The sequence below is a fragment of the Shimia sp. genome (assembly GCF_965227725.1).
Classification (GTDB): domain Bacteria; phylum Pseudomonadota; class Alphaproteobacteria; order Rhodobacterales; family Rhodobacteraceae; genus Shimia.
Window position 1 is genome coordinate 563,563 of record NZ_CBDDGH010000001.1, and the last position, 19,796, is coordinate 583,358.

The window sequence follows — 19,796 nt, forward strand, 5'->3', positions numbered from 1 at the left end:
TGGGGCACACCCCACATCTCTGGCTATTGTGATTACTTCTCAAACACCATGCGCACAGACACAGGCGTTACGCGGGTGATGCCCGGCAAGCTGGCAAGCTCCATCAGCTTGTCCACGCCAGCATCGATCCCCAGATCTGCAGTGGACAGCATAATCATGTCAGAAGTGGTAACGAGTACGCGATCTTCTGACAGACGTGCTACAAACAGCTCTGCTTCAACATCCGCTGACACGCCTGCAAGGCCAAGAGTGCCTTCAAAATCCACAACGGTTGTCGCGCCAATTTCGAGATCATGGACCTCGTCAAAATCGATCTCACCCTTCAGCTCGGCAACAGCATCCGCCGCCTTGAAGACGTGCTCGATCATGCGCTCGTTGCGGATATCGATGTTGGTTTCAACGGAAGAGAGTTCGATCGCCAAAGAGACGGCACCTTTCTCGTTCACCGATCCCGACAAGCCATCAAAGGTGTGGACCTCACCAACCGTATTTTTCTTGATCGAACCAAAGGCAATCAGGCTCTCGTCGTCCACGGTTTTCCAGGTTTCGTGCCCACCGGCAAAGGCCGGTCCTGCAAATGCCATCACAACAGCTGCGGTTTTCAAAAGTGCTTTCATCGGTTCCTCCAAGCCGGGCAAAATCGCCCATTCCTAAGGTCAACGCTTGAGGACGGAAAACTATTCAGAAAAAATTTCAAAAAAAGAAAAGGCCCCCAATGAACATGGAGGCCTTCAACATTCTGGAGCTTAGATTTTAGCCCAGCACTTTCACAATCGATGCTTCGACTTCATCCATGGATGCCAAGCCATCAATCGAGCTCAGGTCACCTTTGGCATGGTAGTAGCCGATCAGCGGGCTCGTCTTTTTGTAGTATTCCATCAGACGGATGCGCAGGCTGTCTTCGTTGTCGTCCGCGCGGGCAGTGCCGCCAGCAGCGACAGCTTCCTTCGCACGGTTGACGATGCGATGCACGAGCACCTCATCATCCACCTGCATTTCGATCACCGCATCGAGCTTCTCGCCGACTTCCGCCAGCAGCTCCGCCAGAGCGTCAGCTTGGGCCAGTGTCCGTGGGAAACCGTCAAAGATGAAACCACCCTTTTTGTCGCCTTCAAGCTGCTCACGGATCAGGCCGATCACGATCTCGTCGGTCACGAGTTCACCGCGGTCCATCACCTCAGCAACGATTTTGCCCATTTCAGTCCCGGAGGTCTTTGCTGCGCGCAGCATATCCCCGGTAGACAGTTGGATCATGTCGCGGCTCTCTACGAGACGACTTGCTTGTGTCCCCTTACCCGCACCTGGCGGGCCAAGCAAAATAATGTTCATCGACGAGCAGCTCCCTTACGTGCGCCGCGCTTTTTACCTTTTCCGCGCAGCTGCGATTTTTCGATCAGCCCTTCATACTGATGGGCCAGCAGATGGTTCTGAACTTGTTGAATGGTGTCCATGGTCACGGAAACCACGATCAGAACCGAAGTGCCGCCAAAATAGAAGGGGATCGCAAACTGGCCACGCAGAATCTCAGGAAGGAGACAAACTGCCGCAAGATACGCCGATCCGAGCACCAAAATACGGTTCACAACATATTCCAGATATTCCGCGGTGCGTTTGCCGGGACGGATACCGGGAACAAAGCCGTTCTGATTCTTCAGGTTGTCAGCCACATCATCGGGTTTGAAGCTGACGTTGAAAGTATAGAAATACGCAAAAAAGACGATCATGCCGACGAAGAACAGCAGATAGAGCGGCTGTCCGGGGCCGAAGTAGGCCAAGAGTGTGGACATAATCGGGCCGGTCTGGCTGCCGGAGAAGGTCGAGATCGTTGTCGGCAGCAGCAGCAGAGAACTTGCAAAGATCGCCGGGATCACGCCCGCTGGGTTCACCTTGACAGGCAGGTGGCTGGAGCCACCGTCATAGACTTTCATGCCGACCTGACGACGCGGATACTGAATATGGATCTTACGCAGTGCGCGCTCCATGAAGACCACGAAAGCAATCGTCGCAATGACCATCACGATCACGCCCACGATCACAGCTTCGCTGATAGCGCCAGTGCGGCCGGACACAAAGAACTGCGCCAGCGCGGCTGGCAGCTCTGCCACGATGCCCACAAAGATGATCAGAGAAATACCGTTGCCGATGCCGCGTGCGGTGATCTGCTCACCCAGCCACATCAGGAACATGGTGCCACCCACCAGCGTGATCAGACAGCTGAAGCGGAAGAACAGGCCCGGATCGGTCGCCAGATCACCTGCCTCAAGGCTGACCGCGAGGCCGTAGGCTTGCAAAGTTGCCAATGCCACCGTGCCGTAGCGGGTGTATTGGTTCATCTTCTTGCGGCCCTGCTCGCCCTCCTTCTTGAGCTGCTCAAGCGCAGGCACCATGGAGCCCAGAAGCTGCACGATGATAGAGGCCGAAATGTAAGGCATGATGCCCAGAGCAAAGATCCCCATGCGGCCCAATGCGCCACCGGTGAACATTGACAGGATACCGCCGATCCCTGCGCCTGCGCTCTCCATGAATTCACGAAGCGCCACACCGTCGATGCCGGGAACCGGAATCCAGGTGCCAAGACGATAGACAATCAGCAATGCCAGCGTGAACAGGATGCGATTGCGCAGATCGGTCGCTTTTCCAAGCGCGGCCCAGCTCGTGTTGGCCGCCATTTGCTCTGCTGCAGATACCATTTAGGCTCTCTCTTAGACTGGAAACGCCGCCAGAACCGTTCTCCGGTTTGGCGGCGTTAGGAAAACTTGGAAGATTATGTAAGCGGGTAATGCCCCGCTCACAACCTCTTATTCAGCCGCTGGCGCGGTTTTGACCGTCAGGGAGCCGCCTGCTTTTTCGACAGCTTCAACGGCTGCTTTGGAAGCACCGGTCACTTCGATGTTCAGCTTGGCGGTCACTTCGCCTTTTGCCAGAACGCGGATGCCGTCCAGCTTTCGACGTACCAGACCGGATTCGATCAGAGCGTCTTCGGTGATCGCTGCAGATGCGTCCAGTTTCTTGGCGTCTACGAATTTCTGGATCAGGCCCAGGTTTACAACAGCAAATGCCTTGCGGTTTGGCTTGTTGAAGCCGCGCTTAGGCAGACGCTGGTACAATGGCATCTGACCGCCTTCGTAACCGTTGATCGCCACACCCGAACGGGATTTCTGACCTTTGATACCACGGCCACCCATTTTACCTTTACCGGAACCGGGGCCACGGCCAACGCGCATGCGTTTCTTAGTTGCGCCAGGATTGTCGCGCAGTTCGTGCAGTTTCATATCGCTTCTCCTTGCCGGAACTGACCCACGAAGCGTATCGGGCCAAACACGGCTTTTCTTGGTTTTGATTCTATGACGCGCAAAACGCCACCGGGCGGCTATAGACGCTGCATCTCGGCAATGCAAGTCTTGCACCGCCTTGGCGCTGTACTTGCGCATTTACCGGTTAAACACACAGAGCAAGACTGTAGGGAACCTGGTGGACCAATCACGCATAAGATTGACGACGCCAACGTGTTCGACCGGCCTTCCGGGTCATAGATGGTGCGTTAGTTCGACCGCAAAAAACAAAACGCCCCCGCAAATTGCGAGGGCGTCATCTGATAGGGTTTGCGTCCTTAACCGTAGACGTGTTTTTCGGCCAACTCAGCGATGTCGTGACGAAGGATGCCGATATCGGCGAGGTCACGATCGGTCATGCCGGAAAGCTCGCGTACAGTCGCGTGGTATTTCTGGCGCAAAATGCGGGCCTCTTTGAAAGCTTCAACGGCCGCTTGAATGCGCGCAGTGAACGAAGAACCAGAGGTAAGAGTAATGTTCGCGTTTGCCATGGAGGTGGCTCCTTTTGATCTATGCCGAAACGTATTTTTCGGCGGGCTGTTTTGGTTTCTTTGGTTGTGCCTGCGATATAGATCGCGTCGGTAACGCTAACAATTGACGGTTTGATCTGGCCGATATGCACCTTTGGCATGGCGCATTACCGAGGTGTTAAGACGTGTTAAAACGACAAAGGCCCCGGACGTTTGGTCCGAGGCCAGTCTCACGGGAAAGCGTATCCGCTTAGAGAGTCGCGGCACCACGGCGGGCGACATACTCGATATCGCCGCGGGTCAGGCCCACGTCTGCAAGCTCACGGGCCGTCAGCTTGTTCAGCTCTTTGACGGTCTTTTTATAAGACGCCGCACGCTTCTGGTTCAGGCGCCAAGATTCGACCATACGGGCGAAACGGCCAACGAAATCAACAGCTTCAATATGCAGGGATGGTGCATGTTGCATGGAACTTATCCTTTGACTGCCGGTGCGCCACTTCGGCCATTGCGCGTTTCTGTTTAAGTACGCGCTTCACATAGAGCTCATAATTTAATCGAGGTAGGCCCAAGATAGCATTTCAGATATGCAGTTTACGAATATCGATCAATGAGATGTTAACCATTCAGTTTTGAGATGGTTATTCAGTGCCGGCGAAGACACCCGCCACAATATCTTGAGGCGATCGTTGCAGGTCACAGTTTTTGCCGGATTTTCTACCGGTCAAAAAACCAAAGTTTAACGAAAAACGCCCCCGGCATGAGCCGAGGGCGCTTTCAATTTTCAGATCAAAAAGGGCTTAGTCGCGCTCTTCGATGATTTCCACCATGTGGGAAACCTTGCGGATCATGCCGCGCACAGAGGGAGTGTCTTCCAGCTCACGTGTGCGGTTCATCTTGTTCAGACCCAGACCGATCAGCGTAGCGCGCTGGTCCTGAGGGCGACGGATCGGCGAACCGACCTGCTTTACAACGATGGTTTTTGCCATGTCTCGTTACTCCTTACGCGTCTGCGGCTTCGGCAGGTGCTTCATCCTTGCGCAGGATGTCAGCAACTTTCTTGCCACGACGTGCCGCAACCTGACGTGGGCTGGCTTCTTTTTTCAGCCCGTCGATGGTGGCGCGGATCATGTTGTATGGGTTCTGCGAACCGATGGATTTCGAAACAACGTCTTTGACGCCGAGCATTTCGAAAACGGCACGCATTGGACCACCGGCGATGATACCAGTACCTTCAGGTGCTGTACGCATAACCACCTTACCGGCGCCGTGACGGCCTTCCATGTCGTGGTGCAGAGTACGACCTTCGCGCAGAGGAACGCGGATCATTTGACGCTTGGCTTGCTCGGTGGCTTTGCGGATGGCCTCGGGGACCTCTTTCGCTTTACCTTTGCCGAAACCAACGCGGCCTTTTTGGTCGCCAACAACTACCAGAGCAGCGAAGCCAAAGTTCTTACCGCCTTTGGTGGTTTTGGACACGCGGTTGATCGCAACCAGACGATCTGCGAATTCCGGGGTTTCTTCTTCGCGGTTGCGACCGCGGCCCCGGCGGTTTTCACGTTCTGCCATTTGGCATTCCTTTATCTACTGGCGCGAGGCGCCTTTTAACTCCGATCCCAGTGAAACCAGACACAAGTGCCTGGCCTCCCGGATCATCGGGGGGACGCGAACGTCCCCCACAAGTTCTTATACTTTCAGGCCGCCTTCACGCGCAGCTTCGGCCAGAGCCTTCACTTTGCCGTGGAAGAGGAAACCGCCGCGATCGAAATAAGCTTCGGTCACGCCAGCTTTGACAGCGCGCTCGGCAATCAAAGAACCAACCTTGGTGGCTGCTTCGATGTTGTTTTTGCCAACCAGGCCCAGATCTTTTTCCAGGCTGGATGCGGATGCCACAGTCACGCCAGCACGGTCGTCGATCAGCTGAACGCTGATGTTCTTGTTGCTGCGGTGAACGGACAGGCGCAGTTTGCTGTCGCCATTGACCTTGCGAAGTTTGTTCCGGACGCGCAGGCGGCGCTTGAGGAACAGTTCCCGTTTGCTGTTTGCCATCTGTCTGGTCCTTACTTCTTCTTACCTTCCTTGCGGAAGATATATTCGTCTTTGTACTTGATGCCCTTGCCTTTGTAAGGCTCCGGCTTACGCCATTCGCGGATGTTCGCCGCAACCTGGCCAACCAGCTGGCTGTCAGTACCTTCAACGATGATTTGTGTCGGCTTCGGTGCGGTCACGGTGATGCCCGCTGGAACTTCGAAGTTCACTTCGTGAGAGAGACCGAGAGACAGCTTCAGGACAGTGCCCTGCATCTGCGCACGATAACCAACACCGTTGATTTCGAGTTCTTTTTTGAAGCCAGTGGTCACACCGGTCACCATGTTGGCGATCACGGTACGGGACATGCCCCACTGCTGACGTGCACGCTTAGACATGCCGCGCGGAGTCACTTTCACAGCGTTGTCTTCAACTGCAAGGGTGACATCGTCAGTTGCAGTGAAAGACTGGGTGTCCTTCGGACCTTTGATTTCGATGGTCTGGCCGGAGACAGTGGCAGTTACGCCGCTGGGCAGCTCGACCGGTTTTTTACCAATACGAGACATTGCGTTCTCCTTAGAAGACCGTGCAGAGCACTTCGCCGCCAACATTGTTGGAGCGTGCGCTTGCATCCGACATCACACCCTTGGAGGTGGAGACAATCGACACACCCAGGCCCTGACGGACGGTTGGGATGTCATTGACGCTCATGTAAACGCGACGGCCTGGCGTGGAAACACGCTTCAGCTCGCGGATAACAGGAGTGCCTTCGTAGTACTTCAGGCTGATTTCGAACGCCGGGTGGCCGTTCTCTTCAGATGCTTCGTAACCGCGGATGTAGCCTTCGTCAGCCAGCACATCCAGAACCCAGCCACGCAGCTTGGACGCCGGGGTGGAAACCACGGACTTGCCACGCATCTGGCCGTTACGGATACGGGTCAGCATATCACCGATAGGATCGTTCATATCGTTCTCTCCTTACCAGCTGGATTTGACCATGCCGGGGATCTGACCAGCAGAACCCAGCTCGCGCAGCGCAATACGGCTAACCTTCAGCTTACGGTAGTAAGCGTGCGGACGGCCGGTGAGCTGGCAACGGTTGTGAAGACGGGTCGCCGAGCTGTTGCGCGGCAGTTTCGCCAGTTTCAGACGCGCTTTGAAACGCTCTTCCATTGGCTTGGACTCATCGTTTGCGATCTCTTTGAGCTCGGCGCGCTTAGCGGCGTATTTTGCCACCAGACGCTCGCGCTTCTTTTCGCGCTCGATCATTGCTTTTTTAGCCATGTCGTAATCCTCTCAGCCTTACGCGATGAACGGCATGTTGAAATGCTTCAACAGGCTCTGCGCTTCGGCGTCGGTTTCAGCATTGGTGGCGATGACGATATCCATGCCCCAGTTCTCATCAACTTTATCAAAGTCGATTTCTGGGAACACGATGTGCTCTTTCAGACCGGTGGCGAAGTTGCCACGGCCGTCAAAGCTCGGCTTCACACCACGGAAGTCGCGGATGCGTGGCATCGCAACGGTGATCAGACGATCGAGGAATTCGTACATACGGTCGCCACGCAGGGTCACCTTGGCACCCATCGGCATGCCTTCACGTACACGGAAGCCAGCGATAGAGTTCTTTGCCACGGTGGTCAGAGCTTTCTGGCCTGCGATTGCAGTCAGGTCTGCCTGTGCCGACTTGGCTTTTTTGCTGTCCTTAACGGCTGCACGGCCACAGCCGATGTTCAGCACGATTTTCTCCAGCTTCGGGATCTGCATGTCGTTCTTATAGCCGAACTCTTCTTTCAGAGCGGCGCGGATAGAATCCTTATAGAGCGACTTCAGACGTGGGGTGTAGTCTGCGGAATCAAGCATCGATCACGTCCCCTGTGGATTTGGCGAAACGCACTTTCTTGTCGCCTTCCATGCGGAAGCCAACGCGGGTTGCTTTGCCATTTGCGTCCAGGAATGCCAGGTTGGACAGTTCGATCGGCATCGCCTGAGGGATGCGGCCGCCCTGTGCGGTTTGGCTCTGTTTGGTGTGGCGGATGGCGATATTGATGCCTTCCACGACGGCTTTACCGGCTTTGGGGTCAACAGAGGAGATAGTACCCTCTTTGCCTTTGTCCTTACCGGCCAGAACGACGACCTTGTCGCCTTTTTTCAGCTTAGCAGCCATCTTACAGCACCTCCGGCGCGAGCGAGATGATCTTCATGAAGTTCTTGGCGCGCAGTTCACGAACAACTGGGCCAAAGATACGTGTACCCACTGGCTCGTTGTTGTTGTTCAGAATAACAGCTGCGTTGCGATCAAAACGGATCGCGGTGCCATCTTCACGACGGACTTCTTTAGCGGTGCGCACGACAACGGCCTTACGGACGTCACCTTTTTTAACGCGACCACGTGGAATGGCTTCCTTAACCGAGACAACGATGATGTCGCCTACGGATGCGTATTTACGCTTGGAGCCACCCAGAACCTTGATGCACTGAACTCGGCGTGCGCCGGAGTTGTCAGCAACATCCAGATTGGTTTGCATCTGGATCATGTGGTTTCTCCCGACCTATGGGGCAGCGATGCGTGCTGGTATCCCCCAGGGTTTCGACTAACTGTTAAGTCTAGTCGCCAGGAGTCTCTAAACGAGACTCTTAGGCTTCCAGAACTTCCCAGCGTTTGGTTTTCGAACGCGGTGCGCATTCGATAATGCGAACAGAGTCACCTACTTTGTAGGCGTTGTTCTCATCGTGAGCCCGATATTTTTTGGACTTACGAATGGTCTTCTTCAGAACCGGGTGTGTGAAGCGGCGCTCTACAGACACGGTAATGGTTTGTGCGTTGGCATCGGAGGTCACGGTGCCAGTCAGGATACGTTTGGGCATCTATCTAGCTCCTCTTACTCTGCTGCCGACTTGGCTTTTTCGTTCAGGATCGTCTTCACACGTGCTGCGTTGCGACGCGCGGCACGGATCTGAGCGGAGTTCTCCAGCTGGCCGGTGGCCTGTTGGAAACGCAGGTTGAACGATTCTTTCTTAAGATTGGACAGCTCCTCGCGCAGCTGATCCGGCGTCTTATCACGCAGTTCTTTGGCGTTCATCGCCTTTTCCTTTCTCATACATCAGAGGGCTCCCGAGTATGTGCGGGGTGACCCTTTTGCCTGATGGACAAATGACAAACACACGAATCCCGTAAGCACGGAATCCGCGAGATGGCGCTCTATACGGGGGTGTAAGGGTGAAGGCAAGGGAAAGTTGAGCTAGGAGGTTGGGCGCTTGCGCAGATACGCCAATATCAGCGAAGTCGTATGATCGAATTCTGCGCTATACCGCAAATGCAGAACGCCCCATCGGCGCCGATCATTACGGCCAAATTGCGGGGTCATCCATGTATTGAAATACTCGAAGCTCTCAATGGGCTCGGGCGTTTCCTGCGCAAGCATTGGCATGCGGCTCTCCATCCAGCTTACCACTTGCTTCTCAAAAGCCTGACGCTCCGCCAGAGACAAAACTTGGCCTTTATCAGTGATCTCACACTTAATTAGCCCGCCGGGGTAGTCGGTCACTTCTACAGAAAAGCCAGATGGTAGGTGCGGCCAATACCACTTTGTTGACTTGAGAACGCCCTCAGAGAACTCTTCTTGCCCTTTGCTCTCTTTCAGTACAGGCGGAAGTGTTTCATGAACAATCGGCAGACAGACGTCCTCAAACAAACGTACTGCAGCAGATGGTCTGTCCATAGCCGATGCAGTTTGCGCAACTGCAATCAACGCCATGCTCAAAATCACCTTTAGGCGCAGCATCCCTTACTCCCGTTACCCTCACCTACCCCCAAAGGGATTCCTAGAGCAGCGGAGAATGATTGCACAACACCCTACTTCCCTCCTCTGCTCATCTACCCTACACATTTTCCAACCAACGCCACGGTGCCCCACCGGCGCGCCACACTTTGGGAGGAGTGAGCATGATACCCGTAGACATAGCGATCCTGTTCATGGGCGCGGCCATTGCGCTGGCGCTGGTGCCAGGACCGGATAATATCTTTGTGCTGACCCAATCGGCTCTGCACGGCCGCGTCGCCGGACTTACCGTCACGCTCGGGCTTGCCAGCGGGCTGATCTTTCACACCACGGCGGTCGCGCTTGGTGTCGCTGTGATCTTTCAGACCTCTCAGGTCGCCTTTGCCATCCTGAAGTATATTGGCGCCGCCTATCTGATCTATCTTGCCTACAAGGCTTTTACCGCCTCACAGGCCAACCTCGAAGAGGGCGCCCCCTCGCCGGAGACATCAGCGAAGCAATACACCCGCGGCCTGATCATGAACATCGCCAACCCAAAGGTGACGATCTTCTTCCTCGCTTTCTTGCCGCAGTTCGTTGATCCAGCAAACGGACCGATGGTCTGGCAATTTTACCAGCTCGGGTTTTTGATGATCATCGCGACACTGCTGGTATTCGGCTCTGTGGCGTTGGCTGCTGGCTGGCTAGGCGACTGGCTGAAAAACTCACCAATGGCGCAGACGTGGCTCAATCGCTTGGCAAGCATTGTGTTCTTGGCACTGGCTGTCAAACTCGTCACAGCCCAGCGGTAATACCTTTTATGGTGGCGCTTAAGCGCTGCCTCAGCGCGACCTGATCCATCACGGGCTGATAGCCGCGATGGCTACGAGCCATGCTGGACTCGCGCTTACCACAGCCGACCCAACGCATCTCTTCCACTCTGGAATTAGAATTGATCTAAATCAAAGCTTCACTTGTTATCTTTCTGCAAATTGAGTCTCAGGGAGAGAGCCAGTTTACGGAGCGAACAATGAAACTGAAAGCCAGCCTCATCCAAGCCACAGCCATCGCCCTCGTTGCCGCCTCTGCCCAGGCCAATGAGCTGCGCGAAGAAGCTCTTGATACTTTCCTGCCGCTGCCCTCCACGGTGCCTGCGGTAAAAGACAACCCGATCACACCTGAAAAAATCGCGCTTGGCAAAGCGTTGTTCTTTGATCCGCGCATGTCGGCATCTGGTGTTTTCTCATGCAACTCCTGCCACAACCTCGCCACCGGCGGGGACGACAACCTTGAGACCTCTATCGGCCACGGCTGGCAGCGCGGCCCGCGCAACTCGCCAACCGCCCTGAACTCCGTGTTCAACGAAGCGCAGTTCTGGGATGGGCGCGCCGCGGACCTCGCGGAGCAGGCAAAAGGTCCGGTGCAGGCTGGCGTTGAAATGGCCAACACGCAGGAAAACCTCCTCGCGACCCTAAACTCCATGCCGCAATATGTGGAGTGGTTTGGCGATGCCTTTGAAGGGGAGAACGACCCTGTCACCTTCGACAACTTCGCCAAAGCCATCGAGGCGTTTGAGGCAACCCTGATCACCCCTGCCCCGTTTGATGCATGGCTGAACGGGGATGATGATGCCATGACACCTGAGCAGCTCGCCGGCCTCAGCCAGTTCATGGATCTAGGATGTGCAGCCTGCCACTCCGGCATCAACGTTGGCGGCAGCGGCTACTATCCATTCGGTTTGATCGAGAAACCCGGCGCAGATGTTTTGCCGGTCGGGGACAAAGGGCGTTTTGCGGTTACTGCGACAGTGGACGATGAATACGTGTTCCGCGCAGCACCACTGCGCAATGTGGCGCAAACAGCTCCATACTTCCACTCCGGCAAAGTCTGGGATCTGAAAGTGGCCGTACAGATCATGGCGGAATCTCAACTGGGCGAAGAGCTAACTGATGAAGACGCCACGCAGATCGTGGCCTTTCTCGACAGCCTCACAGGCGCGCTGCCGCCTGTCACCTATCCGGTGCTGCCAGCAGAAACAGCGGCCACTCCGCGTCCCTCTGGCGAGATCATTGCCGAATAACCAGTCGCTCCCTGTCCGGGCCTCTCTCTTGTCCCCGACACAAAAACGCCGCCCATCAGGGCGGCGTTTTCTTTTTGCTTTGTATGGTGTTCGCTCAGCGACGGCGCTCACGAATGAGGCCGATCATCACGGAAACACACATCAGCATCAGAACGATGGCGAAGGGGAAGCCCGTGGCAATAGATGCCGCTTGAAGCGCACCAAGGCCGCCACCCAACAGCAGCACAATCGCGATTGCGCCTTCCAGCACACACCAGAACACACGTTGTGCGGTTGGTGCATCGGTTTTGCCGCCAGCGGTGATGGTATCAATCACCAAGGAACCGGAGTCCGAGGAGGTCACAAAGAAGACCACCACCAGAATGATGCCGATGAAAGACAGCAGCCCGGTCATCGGGAAGGCTTCAAACATCTTGAACATCTTCAGTTCCAGAGCCGCGTCCTGCAGCGCCTGACCGGCACCGGAGGTCACCTGATCCAGCGCAGCACCGCCAAACACATGCATCCAAAGCGCACCAACAACAGTTGGGATGATCAGAACGCACACGATGAACTCGCGAATGGTCCGGCCGCGAGAGATGCGCGCGATGAACATGCCCACGAAAGGTGACCAGGAGATCCACCAAGCCCAGTAGAAGGCAGTCCAACCCTGCATGAAGTTGGTGTCTTCACGACCAACCCAGTTGGACAGCGCAGGCAGCGCCACAACGTAGTCAACCAGACCGGAGAAGAAACCAGTGAGGATGGCGACAGTTGGACCCACCAGAAGAACCAGCAGCAAGAGGCCAGCGGCCAGGATCATGTTGGCTTCGGACAGACGCTTCACGCCTTTGTCCAGACCGGCCACAACCGAGATCAAAGCAAAAATGGTGATCGCAATGATCAGAACCACTTTCATCCCGTCGCTTACCGGCACGCCGAACAGATAGTTCAGGCCCGCCAGCGCCTGGCTTGCACCAAGACCCAGCGAAGTGGCCAGACCAAAGATGGTCGCGAACACCGCAAGGATATCGATGATATGACCCAGCGGACCCCATGTGCGCTCACCCAGCAGCGGATAGAACACCGACCGCATGGTCAGCGGCAAGCCTCGGTTGAAGCTGAAGAATGCCAGCGCCAGCGCCACAACGGCATAGATCGCCCATGGGTGCAGGCCCCAGTGGAACACAGTCGCCGCCATCGCGAGGTCACGGGAAGCCGCGATATCGCCCGCAGCAGCGCCAAGCGGCGCCCAGTCGGTGCGCAGACCGTTTTCGTCAGTGGCGATACCGCCAAACGAAGATCCGTAGTGGGAGATCGGCTCAGCCACCCCCCAGAAAACCAGACCAATGCCCATGCCTGCGGCAAACAGCATCGCAATCCAGCCTGCGTAGCTGTAGTCAGGCTTCGCATCATCGCCCCCGAGGCGGATCTTGCCGTAGGGCGAAATCACCAAGAACAGAGAAAACACAACAAACAGGTTACAGGCGACCATGAAAACCCAGTCAAAATTGCTGGTCAGCGCCGGGCGCAACCAGCCAAAGAAGGCTGTGGCTTGCTCATGAAACACCAATGAGAAAAAAACGAAGGCAACGATCGTTAAACCTGAAATGGCAAATACGGGATTGTGAACATCCAACCCCAATACCTGCACATTGTCCTGACCGACCTCATAGTCGGTTTCTTGTTCTGACATGAAACTCCCCTTTCTGGATAAACTGCCCTAAGCCTCTCTTAGCGACGGAACGTCAACCCTCAAAAACCGACCCTTCAGACGATTGAACCGTCGCCTTCACACCTTATTTATATACTTTGTTAACCATTTAGCGTGGCGGCCCCACATCCCTCATCTCCCAGCACAGCTGTGAGCCTTAACATTTCCGCATACGCATTCTTCCGGGGCTTGCTGAGTCGCGCATTTGCATTCTCGCCACGGTCCGGGCTCAGGCGACCAACAGAACGCCCAAAATAGAGGAAATTCTCGCCCATCCTCAACCCATGGATTAACAATTGAGAATGTCTCGCAACATTCAGATTTTTCCTTGGTACAAATTTGTCCAGTCCCTGATCTTCTGGCAGGCCACTTGGTTTCTCTATTTCGAAAGTCGACTGTCCGCCCCCGAGGCCATTTTGCTCTATGTGGTCTACGATCTTGCCACAACCGCGTGTGAAGTTCCCTCCGGCTATATGTCCGACCGACTGGGCCGAAAACGCACACTCCTTGCCGCAGCACTAAGTTACGTTGCCGCCACCATTCTGCTGGTGCTCGGGGATGGGTTCACGCTCTTTGCAATCGCAAACGTATTGCTGGGCGCGGGCTGGGCCTTTGCTTCGGGAACTGACAGCGCGCTTCTATTTGAAAGCCTACAGGCAGAAGGCCACGAAAAGGATCTGGAACATCATGAACTTAAGGCATGGCGGTTCAGTTTCGTGGCGCTTGCACTCTCCGCCCTCAGCGGAGGTATTTTTGCGCTCTGGGATGAGATCATCCCCTATGTGGCAACCGCCTGTGCAGCCGCCGCCACATTTGGCATCACCTGCCTTTTCAAAGAGACGCCCCATTCGACTACGCCGCCGCACCGCGAAAGTCTGCGCGCGCTGGCCAACAGCTTATCGCATCCAACGCTGCTTTGGTTGCTTGGCCTCGCACTCGCGATGTATGCCTTCGGTCATATCCCCTTTGTCCTCGGGCAACCCTTTATCCGCGAGGCTCTGGAGGCCCGTGGGTTCGCTGCTCAAACCCCGCTGATTTCCGGCGGCGTGACCTTCTCGATGATGCTGGTTTCTGTGCTGACTTCGCTTGTCGCGCTGAAGCTCCGCACACGCTTGGGTTTGGCAAGAACGCTGCTTCTGGCCTTTGGCATACAGCTCGCCCTCATCGCGGCCCTGGCGATCTCCAACAGCCTGTTTGTCATCGCCCTGCTGCTCTTTCGTATGGTGCCGGACTCGCTGTCAGACCCATTCATCCGTGCGCGCATTCAGCCGCTGCTGAGCAATGACATCCGCGCCACCTATCTGTCGGTGCAAAGTCTGGCTGGGCGCGTCCTATTTGCCATCATGCTCAGCTTTACCGCCACCCAAACCGAAAGCGGTGCACAATTGCCTTATGCGGAAATGCAGGTGATTTTCGCCGCCTACACGTCCCTCGGCTTGTTGCTCTTCGCGGCTCTCGCGCTAAGCGCCCGCCATGTGCGGCTCGACATGTGATATCTGAGCCCCTCGGCGTTTGCCTCCAACCAAACGCAGAGGCGCGCATCCGAGGGGCTGTCAGATCAGTCAACAATCGGCGTGAGCATTTGCGCAAACGTCGTGTCAGGGGCCGCTGCCACACGCAGAGCACGTGGTGTCTTTGAACCACCAAGAGTGATTTGAACGCCGACATAGGCCTTCACCGAGTCAATGGTGACATCGCTGCCGTTGAACTGCTCTGTCAAAGACAGGTAATCGAGGCCGGCATTCAGCATCACATCGCGCCCTTTACCGACCGCCCCAATTTTATGGCGTACGTACAGGCCCGCGCCCGGCCCGTTCACAACATCAATGCCAAAGCGGGAATCGATATCATTCTTGCCATCAGCATAAAGCGCATAGGCTCCAAAGTATGTTTTTCCAGCGGCCAACGCATACTCGGCTTGCAGTTTTGCAACCACAGCCTCATCCAGCGTTTCAGGATCTTCGGTGGCATTCACATCCATGAACAGCAATGAGCCGCCATAAGCCCAGCTGCCCCGTGCGACGCCAGCCCCTGCCCCCAGCAAGCGATAGGTCACATCCTGATCCGTGCTGTCGCCCAGAAAGTCGACCTGCCCCACCCCGGCGATACCGCCGACATAGAGACCTTCAGACAAATGCCCAAACTGCGTGGTCAGTTGCACGGCAGAGTCCACGCCCTCATTGGTTTCTTGTCCGGGCGCCACAAAATCCTCAAGCGACGTATTGCGGTAGACCCCATCGACCCCAAGCGTCAAACCGTTGTCCAAACTGCCTCCAAATCGGCCATTCAGATAACCAGCACGAAAGTCTTCCGGCTCATCTGGAAAAGACGACTGATTGAGAGCACTCCCGCCTTGGTCAAAGACCTCCACGCCAGCGCCCACTTCGCCGAATGTGGTGATCTCTGCGCGCAAAGGTGCTCCTGCCGCGGTTGCAAGAACAACCACCGCCATTTGTATATTTTTGTTCATGTCCGTCTTGCCAGCTTAATTCCCCATGACCCAAAGGACTGGTTCAAGACCCAAGCCGCTTGAGTAAAAATTTAACTATTGAGGTCGTCGCAGGTGAACAAGTTAACGCGGCGCCATTGGTTAACCTCAAGGCGATCTGTTGCCATTCCGCACTTAGATTCCACCTTGAATTGCACCTCAAAAAGCAAATCGCGGAGACCGACAAAGGCACCTCCGCGATACAGTCGCGATACAGCTGCAATACCGACGTGATACAGACGTCGATTTTACGCCTTCAACTACTCCCAAACGTAGTTGAAGCTCACGCTGACACGCTCTTCTTCCGACATGTTCATCGGCACTTCATGGCGCAACCAGCTCTCCCATAGGAGGACATCGCCAACCTCTGGTTTTACATAGATAAACGGCTGCAGATCCCGCCGCGCATCCTTCTGACGCACAGGTGCTGCCATCATCCGCCCGGAACGTGGATCTTCCAGTTTCAAAGCGCTCGCACCTTCGGGCATGGAGACATAAGTGGTGCCACTGATCACCGAATGCGGATGAATATGAGACGCATGCATCCCGCCCTCAGGAAGAATGTTGATCCAGATATCCTCCAGCTTCAGCGCACGCCCATCAAGGTTGAATTCCAGATCTTGTGCGAAAGCTGCCACATGCAGGTCCAGCGCTTTGACGACATCTGCAAAGATTGGAAACCGCCAGGGCAAATCGGTGAGCGATGCATAGGAGGTATAGCCCGGATAGGCATTATTCTCGCACCATTCCTGCCCCGCTTCATCGTCTTCGGCGATCGAGAAACAAGAGGCTTCAAGCTCTGCGGTATCCACGGCAGGGCCTTGTTCTGACAGACGCGCCCGATAGAGCCGCGTCACAAAAAGAGATTCGATTGTAGACATGTGTCTTTCCTAGCGGGCGTCGCGACCAATGGCGAGACGCTGAGTGAAATATGGAATTACCTCCCTGAAAACATTAGATTTAAAATGGCAATTAGAATGCTAATTAGATCCCAATATTCGCTGCTACGTTAAATTAACCGGTAATTGCTACCCCTTTTATCACATTGGCCAATATCACGTTGCTAATGAGGGGAAGAGAGCATGAAATCCAAGGTCACAGTCAATTTTGCGATCCTAACAATCATCGTTATGGCGCTTACCGTTATGGGAGGCCTTGCTGGTATCTCACTCTATTCCCATAAGATGCGCGACGACATGCAGCATCGGGTGCATAACATCGAAGAGGCAATGATTGCCGCTGAGAATATTAAGATCGAATTCCTTATGGCGCGGCGCGCGGAAAAGGATTTCCTTCTGCGACTGGATAGAAAATATGTCGATCGCCACGCTGCGGTGATGACTGACCTCAACGGTTATATAGAGGAGTTGGAGGCACTTGTGGCAGAACTGCCAGAGCTCCAAAATGCTTCCGAACCGCTTTCCCAGTTGAAAGAGCATATCTCTCTTTATGAGGAGAGTTTTCAAGCGATTGCGGCCAGCAATCAGCGCCTCGGCCTCACGCAATCTGACGGTCTCAAAGGCGAACTGAGCGAAGCCGTGGCCGCCATGGAGACAAGCCTCGAAGGCGTTGCGATCCCGGTCCTTCGGGTCAAAGTTCTGACCATGCGCCAACATGAGAAAGACTTTCTCCTCGACCCAAGCGCACATTGGCTGGGCGAAGTGTCCAAACGCATAGAAGAGTTCCGCGGCTTCCCTGTCTTCTTTTATGACAGCGCGGCACAGCGTGAAGGCATCCTGCCACATCTAGATGCGTATCAAGCCTCTTTCACCGCCTTGGTACAGGAAACCTTGACTGAGCTCGGCCAACGCAGCGATGCATCTGCCCATTTTGCAAATGCTGAACCGCTCATGGATCAACTGCTGAATGAGGTTCAGGGTGCGGCCAACAATATCCTGAGGGAAAGCGAAATCCTCAGCCAGCAGGCGCAAATGAGCTCCCGCTGGGCTGCCATCATCGGCGGCGGGCTCTTTGCCATTCTGGCCATCCTGCTTGCGCGCGGCATCTCCCGGCCGCTTCGAAAAATTGATAATGTTCTCAAGGAAGTTATGGCCGAAGACTTCTCAAGCGACCTTCCGAAATCCCGTATTCGCGAAATGGCGGACATTTCCGAGGCTGTCGCGGTATTCCGAAATTCCGAAGAAACGCGCATCCATCTCACGCGAGAAATATCGAAAGTCATTGATGCTTGCGGCGAAGGCGATTTTTCCCGTCGGATAGACATCGGCAATTCCGATGGCGCCTTTGCGGAGTTAGGACGCGGGGTGAACACAATTGGTGAAGTGACTGAAAGAGGCCTTGGAGACGTAAAGGAAGCCCTCGAAATCTTAGGAACAGGAGATCTTTCTCACAATATGCCGTCCGGACAGAAGGGTATTTTCAAAGACATCTCTGATACGCTGGATCATCTGGTCGGCAGTCTTGACGGGATGGTGCGCCAGCTTTCCTCTTCGTCCAACGTCCTCAATCGCACATCGAAGGAAATCTCATCGTCCGTGGATGATGCCTCACGCCGAGGAGAAATTTCTGCGGCCTCCTTGGAAGAGACATCCTCTTCACTTCAAACCGTTGCGCAAACTGTGAACAGCACAGCACAAAGCGCACAAGAAGCACGGACACACGTCAATAACGCACAAGAGAAGGCAGAAGCCACGCGTACCGTTGCCGACCAAACGGTGGCGGCCATCCAGCGTATCAAAGAAAGCTCTGATGCGATTTCGCAGATCTCCGGGCTGATTGAAGATGTGGCCTTCCAGACCAACCTGCTGGCGTTGAATGCCGGCGTCGAAGCCGCCCGCGCAGGCGACGCAGGACGTGGCTTTGCGGTTGTGGCCTCTGAAGTGCGCGCTTTGGCACAACGCTCGTCTGATGCAGCACATGAAATCAACACGCTTATCTCCAGCTCGCAGGCCGAAGTGGTGAACGGGGTTGAGCTGATGGATGAAACCGGAGACTCGCTCGGCGAAATCCTTCAAGCTGTTGAACAGGTTGTCGGCAAAGTGAATGAGATCGCGGAGAACGCTGCGGACCAATCCTCCGGACTCGCGGAAGTCAACGCAGCGGTGGAAAGCCTCGATCACGACAGCCAGAAGAGCGCCGCAATGCTCGAGGAAACAGCAGCCTCTGGGCAAGTGCTGCTTGGGGAAGCTGAAAGCCTTGTTCGGGCCATCTCCGGCTTCAAGCTCAAAGACCACGCCACCGCAGAATGCGATGAAGATACGCTTGATGAGGAATGGGCCGCAGCCTGAACCATAAATGACAGAACAAATCAGAAAGCCCCGCGGTTCAGGTGGGGCTTTTTTACTTTAGGCGCACCATTTGCGAGCCCGCAAAAAGATGCCCTTCCTTTAAGGCGCTTTGCACAGCTGAATGAAACATGCAGAGCCGGGTTTTCTAAGACAAACTGCGAGCCACTTTGCGGTTAGACTTCGCGCAAAATCTTTCATGCCTCAAAAAGAAACCCCCCGCTGTTTCCAGCGAGGGGTCAATTCTCTGAAGATGGTGAGCGTCGCTCACCAACCTCTTACCAGTCTTCGCGAACAACGACGCGGGTTTTGACAGGAAGTTTCATCGCTGCAAGGCGAAGAGCCTCACGTGCGATGTCTTCGTCAACACCGTCGATTTCGAACATCACGCGGCCCGGCTTCACTTTGCAGGCCCAATAGTCCACGGAACCTTTACCTTTACCCATACGGACTTCGGTTGGCTTCGAGGTCACTGGGGTGTCTGGGAAGATACGGATCCAAACACGGCCCTGACGTTTCATGTGACGGGTCATTGCACGACGTGCTGCCTCGATCTGGCGAGCGGTCACGCGTTCCGGTGTGGTTGCCTTCAGGCCGAAAGAGCCGAAGTTCAGGGTGGAGCCACCCTTGGCTTCGCCTTTGATGCGGCCTTTGTGCATCTTGCGGAATTTAGTACGCTTTGGTTGAAGCATTGATCAGTCT

Annotated in this window: 26 protein-coding genes; 4 read left to right on the forward strand and 22 right to left on the reverse strand. The window is 55.1% G+C overall.

What is annotated here, in order from left to right:
- Positions 1–32: 32 nt before the first annotated feature.
- The 18 genes from ACO07T_RS02700 to ACO07T_RS02785 all read right to left on the reverse strand — a co-directional run bounded on the left by ACO07T_RS02700 (position 33) and on the right by ACO07T_RS02785 (position 9,612).
- Complete coding sequence (locus ACO07T_RS02700; RefSeq protein WP_209084557.1) at positions 33–617, reverse strand: YceI family protein; 585 nt, start codon at positions 615–617, stop codon at positions 33–35.
- Positions 618–753: 136 nt separating this feature from the next.
- Positions 754–1,329 (reverse strand): adenylate kinase, encoded by a 576-nt coding sequence (locus ACO07T_RS02705; protein WP_422048167.1) that lies wholly within the window; start codon positions 1,327–1,329, stop codon positions 754–756.
- Positions 1,326–2,690, reverse strand: coding sequence for a preprotein translocase subunit SecY (secY, locus tag ACO07T_RS02710; protein ID WP_209064861.1), 1,365 nt, complete (start codon positions 2,688–2,690; stop codon positions 1,326–1,328). The genes ACO07T_RS02705 and secY overlap by 4 nt, the downstream gene beginning before the upstream one ends.
- Positions 2,691–2,798: 108 nt before the next feature.
- Positions 2,799–3,272, reverse strand: a complete 474-nt coding sequence (gene rplO / locus ACO07T_RS02715; protein ID WP_209064859.1) for a 50S ribosomal protein L15 — start codon at positions 3,270–3,272, stop codon at positions 2,799–2,801.
- A gap of 338 nt (positions 3,273–3,610) precedes the next feature.
- Positions 3,611–3,823: a DUF1127 domain-containing protein gene (locus ACO07T_RS02720; protein ID WP_209064857.1), complete on the reverse strand. Its 213-nt coding sequence runs from the start codon at positions 3,821–3,823 to the stop codon at positions 3,611–3,613.
- 229 nt (positions 3,824–4,052) lie between these two features.
- Positions 4,053–4,268, reverse strand: coding sequence for a DUF1127 domain-containing protein (locus ACO07T_RS02725; protein ID WP_247738831.1), 216 nt, complete (start codon positions 4,266–4,268; stop codon positions 4,053–4,055).
- Between the two features lie 331 nt (positions 4,269–4,599).
- Positions 4,600–4,788: a 50S ribosomal protein L30 gene (gene rpmD / locus ACO07T_RS02730; RefSeq protein WP_209064855.1), complete on the reverse strand. Its 189-nt coding sequence runs from the start codon at positions 4,786–4,788 to the stop codon at positions 4,600–4,602.
- Positions 4,789–4,801: 13 nt separating this feature from the next.
- A complete protein-coding gene (rpsE, locus tag ACO07T_RS02735; protein WP_209064853.1) occupies positions 4,802–5,368 on the reverse strand; it encodes a 30S ribosomal protein S5 in 567 nt (188 codons plus the stop codon).
- A 117-nt stretch (positions 5,369–5,485) separates the two neighbouring features.
- Entirely contained in the window at positions 5,486–5,848 is a 363-nt protein-coding gene (rplR, locus tag ACO07T_RS02740) for a 50S ribosomal protein L18 (RefSeq protein WP_209064851.1), read from the reverse strand.
- Between the two features lie 11 nt (positions 5,849–5,859).
- Positions 5,860–6,393: a 50S ribosomal protein L6 gene (gene rplF / locus ACO07T_RS02745; protein ID WP_209064849.1), complete on the reverse strand. Its 534-nt coding sequence runs from the start codon at positions 6,391–6,393 to the stop codon at positions 5,860–5,862.
- A gap of 10 nt (positions 6,394–6,403) precedes the next feature.
- Positions 6,404–6,793, reverse strand: a complete 390-nt coding sequence (rpsH, locus tag ACO07T_RS02750) for a 30S ribosomal protein S8 (protein ID WP_209064847.1) — start codon at positions 6,791–6,793, stop codon at positions 6,404–6,406.
- Positions 6,794–6,805: 12 nt separating this feature from the next.
- Positions 6,806–7,111, reverse strand: a complete 306-nt coding sequence (gene rpsN / locus ACO07T_RS02755; protein WP_010437098.1) for a 30S ribosomal protein S14 — start codon at positions 7,109–7,111, stop codon at positions 6,806–6,808.
- Positions 7,112–7,129: 18 nt separating this feature from the next.
- Positions 7,130–7,690, reverse strand: coding sequence for a 50S ribosomal protein L5 (rplE, locus tag ACO07T_RS02760; protein WP_209064845.1), 561 nt, complete (start codon positions 7,688–7,690; stop codon positions 7,130–7,132).
- Positions 7,683–7,994 carry a 50S ribosomal protein L24 gene (gene rplX / locus ACO07T_RS02765; RefSeq protein WP_209064843.1) on the reverse strand — a complete coding sequence of 104 codons (312 nt, stop codon included), beginning with the start codon at positions 7,992–7,994 and terminating at the stop codon, positions 7,683–7,685. Before rplX ends, rplE begins: the two co-directional genes overlap by 8 nt.
- Position 7,995: 1 nt before the next feature.
- A complete protein-coding gene (rplN, locus tag ACO07T_RS02770) occupies positions 7,996–8,364 on the reverse strand; it encodes a 50S ribosomal protein L14 (protein ID WP_005621870.1) in 369 nt (122 codons plus the stop codon).
- Positions 8,365–8,464: 100 nt separating this feature from the next.
- Positions 8,465–8,695, reverse strand: coding sequence for a 30S ribosomal protein S17 (rpsQ, locus tag ACO07T_RS02775; RefSeq protein WP_209064841.1), 231 nt, complete (start codon positions 8,693–8,695; stop codon positions 8,465–8,467).
- 14 nt (positions 8,696–8,709) lie between these two features.
- Positions 8,710–8,910, reverse strand: a complete 201-nt coding sequence (gene rpmC / locus ACO07T_RS02780) for a 50S ribosomal protein L29 (protein ID WP_209064839.1) — start codon at positions 8,908–8,910, stop codon at positions 8,710–8,712.
- 159 nt (positions 8,911–9,069) lie between these two features.
- Positions 9,070–9,612: a hypothetical protein gene (locus tag ACO07T_RS02785; protein ID WP_422048168.1), complete on the reverse strand. Its 543-nt coding sequence runs from the start codon at positions 9,610–9,612 to the stop codon at positions 9,070–9,072.
- Positions 9,613–9,773: 161 nt separating this feature from the next.
- Between ACO07T_RS02785 and ACO07T_RS02790 the strand changes: the two genes are divergently transcribed.
- Positions 9,774–10,400 (forward strand): LysE family translocator, encoded by a 627-nt coding sequence (locus ACO07T_RS02790; RefSeq protein ID WP_422048169.1) that lies wholly within the window; start codon positions 9,774–9,776, stop codon positions 10,398–10,400.
- A 218-nt stretch (positions 10,401–10,618) separates the two neighbouring features.
- Entirely contained in the window at positions 10,619–11,668 is a 1,050-nt protein-coding gene (locus ACO07T_RS02795; protein ID WP_422048171.1) for a cytochrome-c peroxidase, read from the forward strand.
- A 94-nt stretch (positions 11,669–11,762) separates the two neighbouring features.
- On the opposite strand, the gene ACO07T_RS02800 is transcribed toward ACO07T_RS02795, so the two are convergent.
- The gene (locus ACO07T_RS02800; protein ID WP_422048173.1) at positions 11,763–13,343 is read right to left on the reverse strand and encodes a BCCT family transporter; all 1,581 of its coding nucleotides are present in this window, start codon (positions 13,341–13,343) and stop codon (positions 11,763–11,765) included.
- A 320-nt stretch (positions 13,344–13,663) separates the two neighbouring features.
- Here ACO07T_RS02800 and ACO07T_RS02805 point away from each other — a divergent pair, with 320 nt between their 5' ends.
- A complete protein-coding gene (locus ACO07T_RS02805; protein ID WP_422048174.1) occupies positions 13,664–14,854 on the forward strand; it encodes an MFS transporter in 1,191 nt (396 codons plus the stop codon).
- Between the two features lie 65 nt (positions 14,855–14,919).
- Here the strand turns inward: ACO07T_RS02805 and ACO07T_RS02810 are convergent, their stop codons facing one another.
- A complete protein-coding gene (locus ACO07T_RS02810; RefSeq protein WP_422048176.1) occupies positions 14,920–15,831 on the reverse strand; it encodes a hypothetical protein in 912 nt (303 codons plus the stop codon).
- 278 nt (positions 15,832–16,109) lie between these two features.
- Positions 16,110–16,730, reverse strand: coding sequence for a 2OG-Fe(II) oxygenase family protein (locus tag ACO07T_RS02815; protein WP_422048177.1), 621 nt, complete (start codon positions 16,728–16,730; stop codon positions 16,110–16,112).
- A gap of 201 nt (positions 16,731–16,931) precedes the next feature.
- Between ACO07T_RS02815 and ACO07T_RS02820 the strand changes: the two genes are divergently transcribed.
- The gene (locus ACO07T_RS02820) at positions 16,932–19,097 is read left to right on the forward strand and encodes a methyl-accepting chemotaxis protein (RefSeq protein ID WP_422048178.1); all 2,166 of its coding nucleotides are present in this window, start codon (positions 16,932–16,934) and stop codon (positions 19,095–19,097) included.
- Between the two features lie 275 nt (positions 19,098–19,372).
- On the opposite strand, the gene rplP is transcribed toward ACO07T_RS02820, so the two are convergent.
- Positions 19,373–19,786 carry a 50S ribosomal protein L16 gene (gene rplP / locus ACO07T_RS02825; protein ID WP_209064820.1) on the reverse strand — a complete coding sequence of 138 codons (414 nt, stop codon included), beginning with the start codon at positions 19,784–19,786 and terminating at the stop codon, positions 19,373–19,375.
- Positions 19,787–19,796 lie beyond the last annotated feature (10 nt).